The organism is Staphylococcus schleiferi (genome assembly GCF_025558325.1).
Taxonomy (GTDB): Bacteria; Bacillota; Bacilli; order Staphylococcales; family Staphylococcaceae; genus Staphylococcus; species Staphylococcus schleiferi.
Genome location: NZ_CP094712.1, coordinates 704,413 through 719,380 on the forward strand (window position 1 = coordinate 704,413; position 14,968 = coordinate 719,380).

Below are 14,968 nucleotides of genomic sequence, written 5' to 3' on the forward strand. Positions count from 1 at the left end.
TTTATCAATTAAAGTTCGTATCTCATATTGAAATTCGTGAGTAATCGTATTAAAATGTTAAAGTATTTCATTAAAAGGAGAAATTTAAAGTGAGAAATTATTTCCGTTTTGACGAGAATCAAACGAATTATAAACGAGAGATTCTAGGTGGCTTGACGACTTTCTTATCAATGGCATACATCTTAGCTGTTAACCCACAAGTTTTAAGTTTAGCAGGGGTGGATGGTGTTCCAGCTGATCAAAAAATGGATCAAGGTGCGGTATTCGTTGCGACTGCATTAGCAGCATTTGTAGGCTGTTTATTTATGGGACTCATCGCAAAATATCCGATCGCACTTGCACCGGGCATGGGATTGAACGCCTTTTTTGCCTTTACTGTCGTGTTAACAATGGGGATTCCATGGCAAACAGGTTTAACAGGGGTGTTCTTCTCTGGATTTATTTTTGCGATTTTAACAGCAACTGGATTGCGAGAAACCATTATTAATGCCATCCCATATGAAATGAAGATGGCAGTGTCGGCAGGGATTGGTCTTTTTATTACCTTTGTAGGATTACAAAGTTCAGGAATTATTAAAAATCAAGATGCGACACTTGTAACACTAGGAAAAATCACTGACCCTAACGTTTTACTTGCTATCGTGGGGATTATCGTTACCGTTGTACTTTATGCAAAGAAAGTGCCAGGCGCAATATTTATTGGTATGGTGGTCACAGCGATTGCTGGTTTAGTGACACAACAAATCGCACCACCGCATGCGATTTTAGGTAAGGTACCTAGCATTGCACCTACATTTGGTGCTGCTTTTGAATCGTTTCAAGATCCATCACAATTATTTACAATCCAGTTTTTAATTGTCATCCTGACATTTTTATTTATTGATTTCTTTGATACTGCGGGAACGATTGTTGCCGTCGCTTCACAAGCAGGTATCATGAAAGATAACAAGTTACCTCGTGCAGGGAGAGCACTATTTTCAGACTCACTTGCGACGATGACAGGTGCTATTTTTGGTACAACAACGACGACTTCTTATATTGAATCGACATCAGGCGTAGCAGTAGGGGCTCGAACAGGTTTTGCAAGTATTGTAACAGGTTTTTGTTTCCTTCTTGCATTATTCTTTAACCCGCTAATGGCTGTAGTCACACCAGCAGTAACGACACCTGCACTCGTTGTTGTAGGGGTATTGATGGCATCAAGTCTAGCGGAAATTAGTTGGAAACGATTTGAAGTTGCAGTGCCAGCTTTCGTCACAATTATTATGATGCCTTTATCTTATTCTATTGCGACAGGGATTGCGTGTGGCTTCATTTTCTATCCTATTACAATGTTATTAACAAAACGTCATAAAGAAGTCCATCCTATTATGTATGGTTTGTTGGTTATCTTCATTCTATATTTTGTATTTGTTCATGGATAAACTTATATATAAACATATAAAAAAGAAGTTAGAACGAACAGGCGTTGACTTGTTCATGTATCTAACTTCTTTTTTTAGGTTTTATTTTTAAAGTATGCAACTAATCATTGAACAGTTATAAATATGCTTACATACTTCAAATAATGACTTAGCTTACTTATTGTGTTGTGTTTTATTTTGATCTTCATCTGTGTAAATCACAGTAGCTTTAGCGTTACGAATATACACTGGAGAGACTAATACTATCATAAGAAAAAAGATAAGCAAAATTAACATAATCCAGTGTAAAACCATGCCGATGACAGGGATAATAGCGATACCATTCGCTACGATACCAAATGCTGGAATTAAAAGCATAGGACGTATCGTATTTTGTTGACCAAAGATAAAGATTAAAATCATCACCAAATAAATAAAAGCATTAAAAGCTAATGGCTGCCAGCCTAAAGCTAATACATACCAGCCTCCAAAAAATGGGAAACCAGCAATGAATTCAGAAACTAAAGCAATCAGCGCAAGAATAATTAAGGCTGTTTTAGAATTTTTAGTCACTCGATTCACCTCCTATCTTCAAAAAGAAGTGACAAATCTGGCTCACTCATCAAATAAAAAAATTTAAGCTTAAGCATTTTACATACACTGCACGAGTGATTCACCAGAAATAATAACTACATTTAAAAATGATGATCTATCAGCGACAATCATTTTCTTCTATTATAAACTGTAATCCAAAGACTCACAAAAACTATCTCTATGATAACGAAAAAAATTCTTTGAAACTATTGAACTTAAGCCGTATTTCAAGTAAAATAACATGGTATGTGAATTAGACATAAAAAACTTTAGGGAAATGGTTGCCAAGTCAATGGTTTTCATGTATCATGTCTAATGTTGGACTTTAAATGCGATGAAGCGAAAGGTTACTGACACACCCGGCCGCTTTGCCATGGCGTTGTGTGAGATAGTTTTCGTGGAGAAGTCTATCACTTTAATGAAGACGTATAAGGAGGGTAAATTATGGCAAAACAAAAAATCAGAATTAGATTAAAAGCTTATGATCACCGTGTGATTGATCAATCAGCTGAGAAAATTGTTGAAACTGCAAAACGTTCTGGAGCGGATGTTTCTGGTCCAATTCCATTACCAACAGAAAAATCAGTTTACACAATTATTCGTGCGGTTCATAAGTATAAAGATTCTCGTGAACAATTCGAACAACGTACACACAAACGTTTAATCGACATTGTTAACCCTACGCCAAAAACAGTTGACGCGCTTATGGGCTTAAACTTACCATCAGGTGTAGACATCGAAATTAAATTATAATAGAAAATTTTAGGAGGTGGACTTTCGATGACCAAAGGAATCTTAGGAAGAAAAATTGGGATGACTCAAGTATTCGGTGAAAACGGCGACTTAATCCCAGTAACTGTAGTAGAAGCAAAAGAAAACGTAGTATTACAAAAGAAAACCGTTGAGGTTGACGGTTATAACGCAATCCAAATCGGTTTTGAAAACAAAGAAGCATACAAAAAAGATAGAAAAACAAACAAATATGCGAATAAACCAGCTGAGGGTCACGCTAAAAAAGCTGACACAGCACCTAAGCGCTTCATTCGTGAATTCAGAAACGTTAATGTTGACGAATACGAAGTAGGTCAAGAAGTCTCAGTAGATACATTTGAAGTTGGAGACATCATTGATGTAACAGGAACTTCAAAAGGTAAAGGTTTCCAAGGTGCAATCAAACGTCATAATCAAGCACGCGGACCAATGTCACACGGTTCACACTTCCATAGAGCACCAGGTTCTATCGGTATGGCTTCAGATGCATCACGTGTATTTAAAGGGCAAAAATTACCAGGCCGCATGGGTGGTAATACAGTAACTGTTCAAAACTTAGAAGTTGTTCAAGTCGATACGGAAAACAACGTAATTTTAGTTAAAGGTAACGTACCTGGTCCTAAAAAAGGTTTTGTTCAAATCCAATCAGCAATTAAAGCTAATAAATAAATCGTAGCGAAAGGAGGAAATGCATAATGGCAAATTATGATGTATTCAAAGTTGATGGTTCAAAAGCAGGTTCAGTAGAACTTAGCGATGCAGTATTTGCAATCGAACCTAATAATGAAGTTTTATTTGAAGCAATTAACTTACAACGTGCTTCATTACGTCAAGGTACACATGCGGTAAAAAACCGCTCAGCAGTACGTGGCGGTGGACGTAAACCATGGAGACAAAAAGGTACAGGACGTGCGCGTCAAGGTACAATTCGTGCTCCTCAATGGCGTGGTGGTGGTGTCGTATTCGGTCCAACACCGAGAAGCTACGCATACAAAATGCCTAAGAAAATGCGTCGTTTAGCATTACGTTCTGCAATTTCTTACAAAGTTAAAGAAAATGAATTCAAAATTGTGGACAGCTTTAACTTAGAAGCACCGAAAACAAAAGAATTCAAAACAACTTTAACAAATTTAGAGCTACCTAAAAAAGTGTTGGTTGTAACAGTTGGAGAAGATGTGAATGTTGAATTATCAGCACGTAACATTCCTGGCGTACAAATCACAACACCAGAAGGTTTAAATGTTTTAGATTTAACACACGCTGATAGCGTATTAATCACTCAAGAAGCAGCTAAAAAAGTTGAGGAGGTGCTCGGATAATGGAAGCTAGAGATATTCTAAAGCGCCCCGTAATCACTGAGAAATCATCTGCAGCAATGGCTGAAGATAAATATACTTTTGATGTAGATGTTCGTGCGAACAAAACTCAAGTTAAAAAAGCAGTAGAAGAAATCTTTGAAGTTAAAGTTGCAAATGTTAACATCATCAACTATAAACCAAAGAAAAAACGTATGGGCCGTTACCAAGGCTATACAAACAAACGCCGTAAAGCGATTGTGACACTTAAAGAAGGTCAAATCGACTTATTCAACTAAAAACATACCAATAAGGAGGTAAGCGACAATGGCACTTAAACATTATAAGCCAATTACTAATGGTCGTCGTAATATGACTACATTAGATTTTGCTGAGATCACAAAATCTGAACCCGAAAAGTCATTATTACAACCGCTACCGAAAAAAGCGGGTCGTAACAACCAAGGTAAATTGACAGTACGTCACCATGGTGGCGGTCACAAACGTCAATACCGTGTTATTGATTTCAAACGTAACAAAGATGGAATTCCAGGTAAAGTGGATTCAATCCAATATGATCCAAACAGATCAGCAAACATTGCTTTAATCGTCTATGCAGATGGTGAAAAACGCTACATTATCGCACCTAAAGGCTTAGAAGTAGGTCAAGTCATTGAAAGTGGTTCAGAAGCTGACATCAAAGTTGGTAACGCACTTCAATTAAAAGACATTCCAGTCGGTACAGTTATTCACAATATCGAATTAAAACCAGGACGTGGCGGTCAACTTGCTCGTTCAGCAGGTGCAAGCGCACAAGTACTTGGTAAAGAAGGTAAATATGTACTTGTAAGACTTCGCTCTGGTGAAGTACGTATGATTCTTTCAACTTGCCGTGCTACAATCGGACAAGTTGGTAACTTACAACACGAACTTGTTAACGTTGGTAAAGCTGGTAAATCTAGATGGTTAGGTAAACGCCCAACAGTTCGTGGTTCTGTAATGAACCCTAACGATCACCCACACGGTGGTGGTGAAGGTCGCGCACCAATCGGTCGTCCATCACCAATGTCACCATGGGGTAAACCTACGCTTGGTAAGAAAACACGTCGTGGTAAAAAACGTTCTGATAAACTTATCGTACGTGGACGTAAGAGAAAATAAAAATAGCTTATTTGGGTGTGCGGCGTAATCGCTGCACGCACATAATAAGAAAGGAGGCGCCACTATGGCTCGTAGTATTAAAAAGGGACCTTTCGTCGATGATCACTTAATGAAAAAAGTGGAAGCTCAAGGCGATAGCGAGAAAAAGCAAGTAATTAAAACATGGTCACGTCGTTCAACAATTTTCCCAAACTTTATTGGGCACACATTTGCTGTATACGATGGACGTAAACATGTACCTGTATATGTAACTGAAGATATGGTTGGACACAAATTAGGTGAATTTGCTCCAACACGTACATTCAAAGGACATGCTGCAGACGATAAGAAAACAAGAAGATAAGCAATCTTTAATGAGTAGAGGAGGAAAAACGAATGGAAGCAAAAGCGGTTGCTAGAACGATCAGAATCGCACCTCGTAAAGTAAGATTAGTATTAGACCTAATCCGAGGAAAAGATGTTAGAGAAGCAGTAGCGATTTTAAAATTAACAAACAAAGCTTCTTCTCCAGTAGTAGAAAAATTATTAATGTCCGCTTTAGCTAATGCAGAGCACAACTATGGCATGAACACAGATGAATTAGTTGTTAAAGAAGCATATGCTAACGAAGGACCAACATTAAAACGTTTCCGTCCACGTGCGCAAGGACGTGCAAGCGCAATTAACAAAAGAACAAGCCACATCACAATCGTAGTGAGTGATGGTAAAGAGGAAGCTCAAGAAGCTTAATCAAATATTAAGGAGGGAATACCGTGGGTCAAAAAATTAATCCAATCGGTCTTCGTGTTGGTATTATCCGTGACTGGGAAGCGAAATGGTTCGCAGAGAAAGATTTCGCATCACTTTTACATGAAGATTTAAAAATTCGTAAATTTATTGATAACGCATTAAAAGACGCTTCAGTATCTCACGTTGAGATTGAGCGTGCTGCTAACCGCATTAACATCGCAATTCATACTGGTAAACCAGGTATGGTTATCGGTAAAGGCGGTTCTGAAATCGAAAAACTTCGTAACAAATTAAATCAATTAACTGATAAAAAAGTTCACATCAACGTTATTGAAATCAAGAAAGTTGATCTTGATGCACGTTTAGTTGCTGAAAACATTGCACGTCAATTAGAAAACCGTGCTTCATTCCGTCGTGTTCAAAAACAAGCTATCGGAAGAGCAATGAAATTAGGTGCTAAAGGTATCAAAACTCAAGTTTCAGGTCGTTTAGGCGGTGCAGACATCGCACGTGCTGAACAATACTCAGAAGGAACTGTACCACTTCATACTTTACGTGCAGACATCGATTATGCACATGCAGAAGCTGACACAACTTATGGTAAGTTAGGTGTTAAAGTATGGATTTATCGTGGTGAAGTTCTTCCTACTAAGAAAAATAGTGAAGGAGGAAAATAATTATGTTACTACCAAAGCGTGTAAAATATCGTCGTCAACATCGTCCTGACACTAAAGGTCGTTCAAAAGGCGGTAACTTTGTAACATTCGGTGAGTTTGGTCTTCAAGCAACAACAACTTCATGGATCACATCTCGTCAAATCGAATCAGCTCGTATTGCTATGACACGTTACATGAAACGTGGCGGGAAAGTTTGGATTAAAATCTTCCCTCACACTCCATATACACAAAAACCTTTAGAAGTACGTATGGGTGCTGGTAAAGGTGCGGTTGAAGGCTGGATCGCAGTAGTAAAACCAGGTAGAATTTTATTTGAAGTTGCAGGCGTATCTGAAGAAGTTGCGCGTGAAGCATTACGTTTAGCGAGTCACAAACTTCCAGTTAAAACGAAGTTTGTAAAACGTGAAGAATTGGGTGGTGAAACAAATGAAAGCTAAGGAAATTAGAGACTTAACCACTTCAGAAATCGAAGAGCAAATCAAATCTTCAAAAGAAGAGCTTTTTAACCTACGCTTTCAATTAGCTACAGGTCAATTAGAAGAGACGGCACGCATTAAAACAGTAAGAAAAACAATTGCACGTCTAAAAACTGTTGCACGTGAAAGAGAATTAGAACAAGGTAAAGCAAACCAATAATGATTGAAAGAGGAGGTTACTAAAGTGAGCGAAAGAAATGATCGTAAAGTTTACGTTGGTAAAGTTGTTTCAGATAAAATGGACAAAACAATCACTGTTTTAGTTGAAACATATAAAACACACAAACTATATGGTAAACGTGTAAAATACTCTAAAAAATATAAAACACATGACGAAAACAATACAGCTAAAATCGGAGATATCGTTAGAATCCAAGAAACTCGTCCTTTATCAGCGACAAAACGTTTCCGTTTAGTAGAAATCGTCGAAGAATCAGTAATTATTTAATGACTATTTAAAAGATAAGGGAGGTTTAATCATGATACAACAAGAAACACGCTTAAAAGTAGCAGACAACTCTGGTGCTCGTGAAGTACTTACAATCAAAGTATTAGGTGGATCTGGCCGTAAAACTGCTAACATCGGTGACGTTATTGTAGCTACTGTTAAAAATGCTACACCTGGAGGCGTTGTTAAGAAAGGCGATGTTGTTAAAGCTGTTGTCGTACGTACTAAATCAGGTGTACGTCGTAAAGACGGTTCATACATCAAATTTGATGAAAATGCATGTGTTGTAATTCGTGATGACAAAGGACCACGTGGTACACGTATCTTTGGTCCAGTAGCACGTGAATTACGTGAAGGAAACTTTATGAAAATCGTTTCCCTTGCACCAGAAGTACTATAATTAATCGTAAATAATAATCATAAATCTTAAGGAGGTGCCCACATGCATATCAAAAAAGGTGACAACGTAATCGTTATCGCAGGTAAAGACAAAGGTAAAACTGGTAAAGTTGTAGCAACTGAACCTAAAAAAGACCGTGTCGTTGTGGAAGGTGTAAACATCGTTAAAAAACACCAAAAACCAACTCAATTTAATCCTGAAGGTGGAATCTTAGAAACTGAAGCAGCAATTCACGTTTCTAATGTACAAATATTAGACCCTAAAACAAACGAACCAACTCGTGTTGGATACAAATTTGTTGATGGTAAAAAAGTAAGAATCGCTAAAAAATCTGGCGAAGAAATCAAGTCTAATTCATAATAGTTGAAAGGAGGATCCACTTTGAACCGTTTAAAAGAAAAATTTAACTCAGAAGTTACTGAAAACTTAGTTAAGAAATTTAACTACAGTTCAGTAATGGAAGTACCAAAAATCGAAAAGATCGTTGTGAACATGGGTGTTGGTGACGCAGTACAAAACTCAAAAGTTTTAGATAACGCTGTTGAGGAATTAACTGCAATCACTGGTCAAAAACCATTAATCACTAAAGCGAAAAAATCAGTTGCAACATTCCGTTTACGTGAAGGTATGCCAATCGGTGCAAAAGTAACTTTACGTGGCGAAAGAATGTATGAATTCCTAGATAAATTAATCTCAGTATCACTTCCACGTGTACGTGACTTCCGTGGTGTTTCTAAAAACGCATTTGACGGTCGCGGTAACTACACTCTAGGTGTTAAAGAACAATTAATCTTCCCTGAGATTGACTACGATAAAGTATCAAAAGTACGTGGTATGGATATCGTTATCGTTACAACTGCTAATACAGACGAAGAAGCGCGCGAATTATTAACGCAATTCGGTATGCCGTTTCAAAAATAATTTCTGAAGGAGGCGAATTAAATGGCTAAAAAATCAATGGTTGCTAAACAACAACGTGAACAAAAGTTCCAAGTTCGTGAATATACACGTTGTGAACAATGTGGTCGTCCACATTCTGTATTTCGTAAATTTAAACTTTGCCGTATTTGTTTCCGTGAATTAGCTTACAAAGGTCAAATTCCTGGCGTACGTAAAGCTAGCTGGTAAAAATTTAACTCTTGAAAGGAGGCAACAAACTATGACATTGTCAGATCCAATTGCAGATATGCTTACTCGTGTAAGAAACGCAAACATGGTGCGTCACGAAAAATTAGAATTACCTGCATCAAATATTAAAAAAGAAATTGCTGAAATCCTTAAAAACGAAGGTTTCATCAAAAATGTAGAATATATCGAAGATGATAAACAAGGTGTTATCCGTTTATTCTTAAAATATGGTTCAAACAACGAGCGTGTTATTACAGGCTTAAAACGTATTTCTAAACCTGGTTTACGTGTATATGCGAAAGCAAACGAAGTACCTAAAGTATTAAACGGTTTAGGTATCGCATTAGTTTCTACTTCTGAAGGTGTAATCACTGATAAAGAAGCAAGAAAACGTAATGTTGGTGGAGAAGTATTAACATACATTTGGTAAGATATAATAAATAAGGAGGTGCCATAGCATGAGCCGTGTTGGTAAAAAAATTATCGAAATCCCTAGCGACGTTACTGTAACTATCGAAGGTAATACAGTTTCAGTTAAAGGGCCTAAAGGTGAATTATCACGAACTTTAAATGAAGAAATGACTTACAAACAAGAAGAAAACACACTTGAAGTTGTTAGACCATCAGATTCTAAAGAACACAGAACTGTTCATGGTACAACTCGTGCGTTAATCAATAACATGGTACAAGGTGTATCTAAAGGATACGAAAAATCACTTGAACTTATCGGTGTAGGTTACCGTGCTCAAGTACAAGGTAAAAATCTTGTATTAAACGTTGGTTACTCTCACCCAGTTGAAATCGAAGCTGCTGAAGGCATTACTTTCTCAGTAGATAAAAACACAACTGTTAAGGTTGAAGGTATCGATAAAGAATTAGTAGGTGCAACAGCATCTAAAATTCGTGACGTTCGTCCACCAGAACCTTATAAAGGTAAAGGTATTCGTTACCAAGGCGAATATGTTCGTCGTAAAGAAGGTAAAACTGGTAAATAATAAATAAACTCTACAGAAAGGAGTATTGACATGATCAGCAAAATTGATAAAAACAAAGTACGTTTAAAAAGACATGCACGCGTTCGTACGAAATTGTCAGGTACTAGCGAAAAGCCACGTCTAAACGTATATCGTTCAAACAAACACATCTATGCACAAATCATTGATGATACTAAAGGCGTAACTTTAACACAAGCTTCTACTAAAGACGTTGATGCAGACGCTTCAGCTACAAAAGTTGAATTAGCATCTAAAGTCGGTGAAGCAATTGCTAAAAAAGCAAGCGAAAAAGGAATCGAAGCAGTTGTATTTGATCGTGGAGGATACTTATTCCACGGCCGTGTGAAAGCATTAGCAGATGCAGCTCGTGAAAATGGACTTCAATTTTAATTTAAAAGGAGGGACAATATATAATGGCTCGTAGAGAAGAAGAAGTTAAAGAATTTGAAGAACGCGTAGTTACGATTAACCGTGTTGCTAAAGTAGTAAAAGGTGGTCGTCGTTTCCGTTTTACTGCACTTGTAGTAGTAGGTGACAAAAATGGCCGCGTTGGATTCGGTACTGGTAAAGCACAAGAGGTACCTGAAGCAATCAAAAAAGCAGTTGAAGCAGCGAAGAAAAATCTTATCACTGTAACTCGTGTTGATGGTACAACACCACACACAATTACTGGACGTTTTGGTTCAGGAAGTGTTTTAATGAAACCAGCAGCACCTGGTACTGGTGTTATCGCAGGTGGCCCAGTTCGTGCCGTATTAGAACTTGCAGGTATTACTGACATTTTAAGTAAATCTTTAGGTTCAAACACACCAATCAACATGGTGCGCGCAACAATTGATGGTTTACAAAACTTAAAAAATGCTGAAGATGTTGCCCGTTTACGTGGTAAATCAGTAGAAGAATTATATAATTAAGGAGGGAAACATTTAAATGGCTAAAATACAAATCACCCTCACTCGAAGCGTTATCGGGCGTCCAGAAACACAACGTAAAACAGTTAAAGCTTTAGGTCTTAACAAGATCCATTCTTCTGTTATCGTTGAGGACAACCCAGCAATTCGTGGACAAATCAACAAAGTAAGTCACTTAGTATCAGTAGAAGAAAAATAATTAAGGAGGTGCCAAAATGAAATTACATGAATTAAAACCATCAGAAGGCTCACGTAAAGTACGTAACCGTGTAGGTCGTGGTGCGGCTACAGGTAACGGTAAAACGAGTGGTCGTGGTCAAAAAGGTCAAAAAGCACGTTCAGGTGGTGGCGTAAGACCAGGTTTCGAAGGTGGTCAATTACCATTATTCCGTCGTATTCCTAAACGTGGTTTCACAAACATTAATCGTAAAGAATATGCTATCGTTAACTTAGACCAACTTAACAAATTTGAAGATGGTACTGAGGTAACACCTGAATTATTAATCGAAACAGGCGTAGTTAAAAGTGAAAAATCTGGCATTAAAGTTTTAGGTAATGGTTCATTAGAAAAGAAATTATCTGTCAAAGCGCATAAATTCTCAGCATCAGCTAAGGACGCTATTGAAGCGAAAGGCGGAGCACACGAGGTGATCTAATGTTTCACACGCTTGTGAACTTTTTCAAAACAAAAGAAGTTCGTAACAAGATACTTTTTACTCTTGCAATGTTAGTCATTTTCAAAATAGGTACGTACATCCCAGCACCTGGTGTTAATCCAGAAGCTTTTGATAATCGACAAGGTTCTCAAGGCGTCACTGACTTGTTAAACACGTTTGGTGGCGGAGCCTTGAAGAACTTTTCCATTTTCGCAATGGGAATCATGCCCTACATCACTGCTTCTATCGTAGTACAATTGTTGCAGATGGACATTGTACCGAAATTTACTGAATGGGCAAAACAAGGTGAAACAGGACGTAAGAAGTTAACTAACTTTACGCGTTATTTTACAATTGTTTTAGCATTTATTCAGTCCATTGGTATGGCGTTTCAGTTCAATAACTATTTGAACGGAACTCTTATTAAAGAGCAAAGTGTAATGTCTTATTTGCTTATTGCAGTAGTGCTTACAGCAGGAACTGCGTTTTTAATGTGGTTGGGTGAACAAATCACACAATATGGTGTGGGTAACGGTATTTCTATCATTATCTTTGCAGGTATTTTATCTACACTTCCATCTGCCTTGATCCAATTCTATCAACAAGAATTTATCGGTCAAGACGATGTGACACTTGCTTGGTTAAAAGTAGGCGGTCTCGTATTAGGTATGATTTTACTTACTGTTGGGGCTGTATATGTTTTACAAGCCATTCGTAAAATACCGATTCAATATGCAAAAAAACAATCCAACATGCGACTTGGTTCACAAGCAACGTACTTACCATTAAAAGTGAACTCTGCAGGGGTTATTCCAGTTATCTTTTCTATGGCATTCTTCTTATTGCCAAGAACGTTAACATTGATTTTCCCAAAAGCAGATTGGGCACAAAAAGTGGGGAACTATGCAGACCCATCTAATAATATGGGTATGGTTGTCTATGTGATCTTGATCATTGCATTTACTTATTTTTATGCATTTGTCCAAGTTAACCCAGAAAAAATGGCAGAAAATCTTAAGAAGCAAGGCAGTTATGTTCCAGGAATTCGTCCTGGTGAACAAACTAAAAAATATATTACGAAAGTCCTTTATCGCTTAACTTTTGTAGGTTCAATTTTCTTAGCGGTCATTGCAATCTTGCCAATTATTGCGACTAAAGTAATGAACTTACCTCAAGCCATTCAGTTAGGTGGAACAAGCTTACTCATCGTTATCGGTGTAGCGATTGAGACAATGAAAAGCTTAGAAGCACAAGTGAATGAAAAAGAATATAAAGGCTTTGGTAGACGATAATATGTAGGAGGGCACTCATGAACATTATCTTAATGGGATTACCTGGTGCTGGTAAAGGAACTCAAGCGACTGAGATTACCAAAAAGTACCCTATTCCTCATATTTCAACGGGGGATATGTTTAGAAAAGCGATTAAAGATGAAACTGAGCTTGGTAAAGAGGCAAAATCATTTATGGATCGTGGGGAACTCGTACCAGATGAAGTAACAGTAGGTATTGTCAAAGAACGTATCTCTGAAGACGATGCAAAAAAAGGTTTCTTATTAGATGGATTTCCTCGTACGATTGAGCAAGCAGAAGCTTTAAATTCTATTCTAGAAGAACTTGGTAGAACAATTGATGCAGTTGTGAATATCGAAGTGCCAGAAGAGGAATTAATGAATCGTCTTACAGGTCGTCGTATTTGCGAGATTTGTGGCACAACGTATCATCTTGTTTTCAACCCTCCAAAAGTTGAAGGTGTTTGTGATCTTGATGGTGGTAAGCTTTATCAACGTGAAGATGACAACCCAGAAACTGTTGCAAATCGTTTGAAAGTAAACGTAAAACAATCTAAACCTATTTTAGATTTTTACAGCAAACAAGGTGTTCTGAAAAATATTGACGGTTCTAGAAATATTGATGAAGTTACAGCAGACGTCATAAATATTTTAGAATCATTAAAATAATAGCGACTTGGTTATCACTTCTTAAGTCGTTATCTTTAGTATCATAAATGTATTTGATTGTGATAAGGCTTTATAACGATATTTTGAAAGTGAAACGAGCCAAGCGATTATTGAGTTAATATTCAACATCCTTAGAACAAAAAGGAGGCGTTATTCCAATGGCAAAACAAGACGTTATCGAACTTGAAGGTACAGTATTAGATACTTTACCAAACGCAATGTTTAAAGTAGAATTAGAAAATGGTCATGAAATTCTAGCACATGTGAGTGGTAAAATTCGAATGAACTATATTCGTATTCTACCTGGCGATAAAGTAACAGTAGAAATGTCTCCGTATGATTTAACACGCGGAAGAATCACATATCGTTATAAATAATTGTCACTCCAACATTGAAGGAGGTTTAAAAATGAAAGTAAGACCATCAGTAAAACCAATTTGCGAAAAATGTAAAGTCATTAAACGTAAAGGTAAAGTAATGGTAATTTGTGAAAATCCTAAGCATAAACAAAAACAAGGTTAATTAAAAGAGAGGTGTAAAATATAATGGCACGTATTGCAGGAATTGATATCCCACGTGATAAACGCGTAGTAATCTCATTAACTTATATCTACGGTATCGGTAAAACTTCAGCACAAAAGATCCTTTCAGAAGCAAACGTTTCAGAAGATACACGTGTTAAAGACTTAACTGATGATGAATTAGGTCGTATCCGTGAAGTTGTTGACGGCTATAAAGTTGAAGGTGACTTACGTCGTGAAACAAACTTAAACATCAAACGTTTGATGGAAATCTCATCATACCGTGGTATCCGACACCGTCGTGGTTTACCAGTAAATGGTCAAAAAACTAAAAACAATGCGCGTACGCGTAAAGGCCCAGTTAAAACTGTAGCTAACAAGAAAAAATAATAGGTAAAGGAGGCAAATTATACTATGGCACGTAAACAAGTATCACGTAAACGTAGAGTGAAAAAGAATATTGAAAACGGTGTGGCACACATCCGCTCAACATTCAACAATACAATTGTAACTATTACAGATGAATTCGGTAATGCTTTATCATGGTCATCTGCAGGTGCGCTTGGTTTCAAAGGTTCTAAAAAATCTACTCCATTCGCAGCCCAAATGGCATCTGAAACAGCTTCAAAAGCAGCAATGGAACATGGTTTAAAATCAGTAGAAGTAACTGTAAAAGGCCCTGGTCCAGGTCGTGAATCAGCGATCCGTGCATTACAATCAGCAGGTTTAGAAGTAACAGCGATTAAAGACGTTACTCCAGTACCACATAATGGTTGCCGTCCACCAAAACGTCGTCGCGTATAATTAAATTTTTGTTTTGTCACAAATCACTTGAATTTAAAG

General features: G+C 37.3%; 29 protein-coding genes. 28 read left to right on the forward strand and 1 reads right to left on the reverse strand.

The features are described from left to right. Positions 1-89: 89 nt before the first annotated feature. On the forward strand, positions 90-1,424 hold the full coding sequence (locus tag MUA40_RS03010) for an NCS2 family permease (protein WP_016426348.1): 1,335 nt from the start codon (positions 90-92) through the stop codon (positions 1,422-1,424). Between the two features lie 153 nt (positions 1,425-1,577). Here MUA40_RS03010 and MUA40_RS03015 read toward each other — a convergent pair whose 3' ends face one another. Then, a complete protein-coding gene (locus tag MUA40_RS03015; RefSeq protein WP_016426349.1) occupies positions 1,578-1,976 on the reverse strand; it encodes a hypothetical protein in 399 nt (132 codons plus the stop codon). 465 nt (positions 1,977-2,441) lie between these two features. Here MUA40_RS03015 and rpsJ point away from each other — a divergent pair, with 465 nt between their 5' ends. The 27 genes from rpsJ (at position 2,442) to rpsK (ending at position 14,929) form a co-directional block, all read left to right on the forward strand. Next, positions 2,442-2,750: a 30S ribosomal protein S10 gene (gene rpsJ, locus MUA40_RS03020; RefSeq protein ID WP_001118667.1), complete on the forward strand. Its 309-nt coding sequence runs from the start codon at positions 2,442-2,444 to the stop codon at positions 2,748-2,750. Between the two features lie 27 nt (positions 2,751-2,777). Further along, positions 2,778-3,437 (forward strand): 50S ribosomal protein L3, encoded by a 660-nt coding sequence (gene rplC / locus MUA40_RS03025; RefSeq protein WP_016426350.1) that lies wholly within the window; start codon positions 2,778-2,780, stop codon positions 3,435-3,437. 26 nt (positions 3,438-3,463) lie between these two features. Beyond that, positions 3,464-4,087, forward strand: a complete 624-nt coding sequence (gene rplD / locus MUA40_RS03030) for a 50S ribosomal protein L4 (RefSeq protein ID WP_016426351.1) — start codon at positions 3,464-3,466, stop codon at positions 4,085-4,087. Beyond that, positions 4,087-4,362: a 50S ribosomal protein L23 gene (rplW, locus tag MUA40_RS03035; protein WP_016426352.1), complete on the forward strand. Its 276-nt coding sequence runs from the start codon at positions 4,087-4,089 to the stop codon at positions 4,360-4,362. The genes rplD and rplW overlap by 1 nt, the downstream gene beginning before the upstream one ends. A gap of 28 nt (positions 4,363-4,390) precedes the next feature. Then, positions 4,391-5,224, forward strand: a complete 834-nt coding sequence (gene rplB / locus MUA40_RS03040) for a 50S ribosomal protein L2 (RefSeq protein WP_016426353.1) — start codon at positions 4,391-4,393, stop codon at positions 5,222-5,224. A gap of 64 nt (positions 5,225-5,288) precedes the next feature. Then, the gene (gene rpsS, locus MUA40_RS03045) at positions 5,289-5,567 is read left to right on the forward strand and encodes a 30S ribosomal protein S19 (RefSeq protein WP_014613216.1); all 279 of its coding nucleotides are present in this window, start codon (positions 5,289-5,291) and stop codon (positions 5,565-5,567) included. 32 nt (positions 5,568-5,599) lie between these two features. Beyond that, positions 5,600-5,953, forward strand: a complete 354-nt coding sequence (gene rplV / locus MUA40_RS03050; protein WP_016426354.1) for a 50S ribosomal protein L22 — start codon at positions 5,600-5,602, stop codon at positions 5,951-5,953. Positions 5,954-5,976: 23 nt separating this feature from the next. Next, entirely contained in the window at positions 5,977-6,630 is a 654-nt protein-coding gene (gene rpsC, locus MUA40_RS03055) for a 30S ribosomal protein S3 (protein ID WP_016426355.1), read from the forward strand. A 2-nt stretch (positions 6,631-6,632) separates the two neighbouring features. Beyond that, entirely contained in the window at positions 6,633-7,067 is a 435-nt protein-coding gene (rplP, locus tag MUA40_RS03060; RefSeq protein ID WP_016426356.1) for a 50S ribosomal protein L16, read from the forward strand. After that, a complete protein-coding gene (gene rpmC, locus MUA40_RS03065; RefSeq protein ID WP_014613220.1) occupies positions 7,057-7,266 on the forward strand; it encodes a 50S ribosomal protein L29 in 210 nt (69 codons plus the stop codon). The genes rplP and rpmC overlap by 11 nt, the downstream gene beginning before the upstream one ends. 24 nt (positions 7,267-7,290) lie before the next feature. Next, on the forward strand, positions 7,291-7,554 hold the full coding sequence (gene rpsQ, locus MUA40_RS03070) for a 30S ribosomal protein S17 (RefSeq protein WP_016426357.1): 264 nt from the start codon (positions 7,291-7,293) through the stop codon (positions 7,552-7,554). Between the two features lie 31 nt (positions 7,555-7,585). Next, on the forward strand, positions 7,586-7,954 hold the full coding sequence (gene rplN / locus MUA40_RS03075) for a 50S ribosomal protein L14 (RefSeq protein WP_016426358.1): 369 nt from the start codon (positions 7,586-7,588) through the stop codon (positions 7,952-7,954). A gap of 42 nt (positions 7,955-7,996) precedes the next feature. Then, a complete protein-coding gene (gene rplX / locus MUA40_RS03080) occupies positions 7,997-8,314 on the forward strand; it encodes a 50S ribosomal protein L24 (protein ID WP_016426359.1) in 318 nt (105 codons plus the stop codon). A 21-nt stretch (positions 8,315-8,335) separates the two neighbouring features. Beyond that, on the forward strand, positions 8,336-8,875 hold the full coding sequence (rplE, locus tag MUA40_RS03085; RefSeq protein WP_016426360.1) for a 50S ribosomal protein L5: 540 nt from the start codon (positions 8,336-8,338) through the stop codon (positions 8,873-8,875). A gap of 21 nt (positions 8,876-8,896) precedes the next feature. Next, positions 8,897-9,082, forward strand: a complete 186-nt coding sequence (locus tag MUA40_RS03090; protein WP_016426361.1) for a type Z 30S ribosomal protein S14 — start codon at positions 8,897-8,899, stop codon at positions 9,080-9,082. 31 nt (positions 9,083-9,113) lie between these two features. Next, entirely contained in the window at positions 9,114-9,512 is a 399-nt protein-coding gene (rpsH, locus tag MUA40_RS03095; RefSeq protein WP_262569886.1) for a 30S ribosomal protein S8, read from the forward strand. A 28-nt stretch (positions 9,513-9,540) separates the two neighbouring features. Next, positions 9,541-10,077, forward strand: a complete 537-nt coding sequence (gene rplF / locus MUA40_RS03100; protein WP_016426362.1) for a 50S ribosomal protein L6 — start codon at positions 9,541-9,543, stop codon at positions 10,075-10,077. Positions 10,078-10,107: 30 nt separating this feature from the next. Next, positions 10,108-10,467 (forward strand): 50S ribosomal protein L18, encoded by a 360-nt coding sequence (rplR, locus tag MUA40_RS03105; protein WP_016426363.1) that lies wholly within the window; start codon positions 10,108-10,110, stop codon positions 10,465-10,467. A gap of 23 nt (positions 10,468-10,490) precedes the next feature. Next, positions 10,491-10,991, forward strand: coding sequence for a 30S ribosomal protein S5 (gene rpsE, locus MUA40_RS03110; RefSeq protein WP_016426364.1), 501 nt, complete (start codon positions 10,491-10,493; stop codon positions 10,989-10,991). Positions 10,992-11,007: 16 nt separating this feature from the next. Next, entirely contained in the window at positions 11,008-11,187 is a 180-nt protein-coding gene (gene rpmD / locus MUA40_RS03115; protein WP_050330247.1) for a 50S ribosomal protein L30, read from the forward strand. A 16-nt stretch (positions 11,188-11,203) separates the two neighbouring features. Next, positions 11,204-11,644 (forward strand): 50S ribosomal protein L15, encoded by a 441-nt coding sequence (gene rplO / locus MUA40_RS03120; RefSeq protein WP_016426366.1) that lies wholly within the window; start codon positions 11,204-11,206, stop codon positions 11,642-11,644. After that, positions 11,644-12,936 (forward strand): preprotein translocase subunit SecY, encoded by a 1,293-nt coding sequence (secY, locus tag MUA40_RS03125; RefSeq protein ID WP_016426367.1) that lies wholly within the window; start codon positions 11,644-11,646, stop codon positions 12,934-12,936. The genes rplO and secY overlap by 1 nt, the downstream gene beginning before the upstream one ends. 17 nt (positions 12,937-12,953) lie before the next feature. Then, positions 12,954-13,604: an adenylate kinase gene (locus tag MUA40_RS03130; protein WP_016426368.1), complete on the forward strand. Its 651-nt coding sequence runs from the start codon at positions 12,954-12,956 to the stop codon at positions 13,602-13,604. Between the two features lie 158 nt (positions 13,605-13,762). Next, positions 13,763-13,981, forward strand: coding sequence for a translation initiation factor IF-1 (gene infA / locus MUA40_RS03135; RefSeq protein WP_001118443.1), 219 nt, complete (start codon positions 13,763-13,765; stop codon positions 13,979-13,981). 31 nt (positions 13,982-14,012) lie between these two features. After that, positions 14,013-14,126: a 50S ribosomal protein L36 gene (gene rpmJ, locus MUA40_RS03140; protein ID WP_002509257.1), complete on the forward strand. Its 114-nt coding sequence runs from the start codon at positions 14,013-14,015 to the stop codon at positions 14,124-14,126. 23 nt (positions 14,127-14,149) lie between these two features. Continuing rightward, the gene (rpsM, locus tag MUA40_RS03145) at positions 14,150-14,515 is read left to right on the forward strand and encodes a 30S ribosomal protein S13 (protein ID WP_014613234.1); all 366 of its coding nucleotides are present in this window, start codon (positions 14,150-14,152) and stop codon (positions 14,513-14,515) included. A 24-nt stretch (positions 14,516-14,539) separates the two neighbouring features. Then, complete coding sequence (gene rpsK / locus MUA40_RS03150) at positions 14,540-14,929, forward strand: 30S ribosomal protein S11 (RefSeq protein ID WP_014613235.1); 390 nt, start codon at positions 14,540-14,542, stop codon at positions 14,927-14,929. Positions 14,930-14,968: the final 39 nt, after the last annotated feature.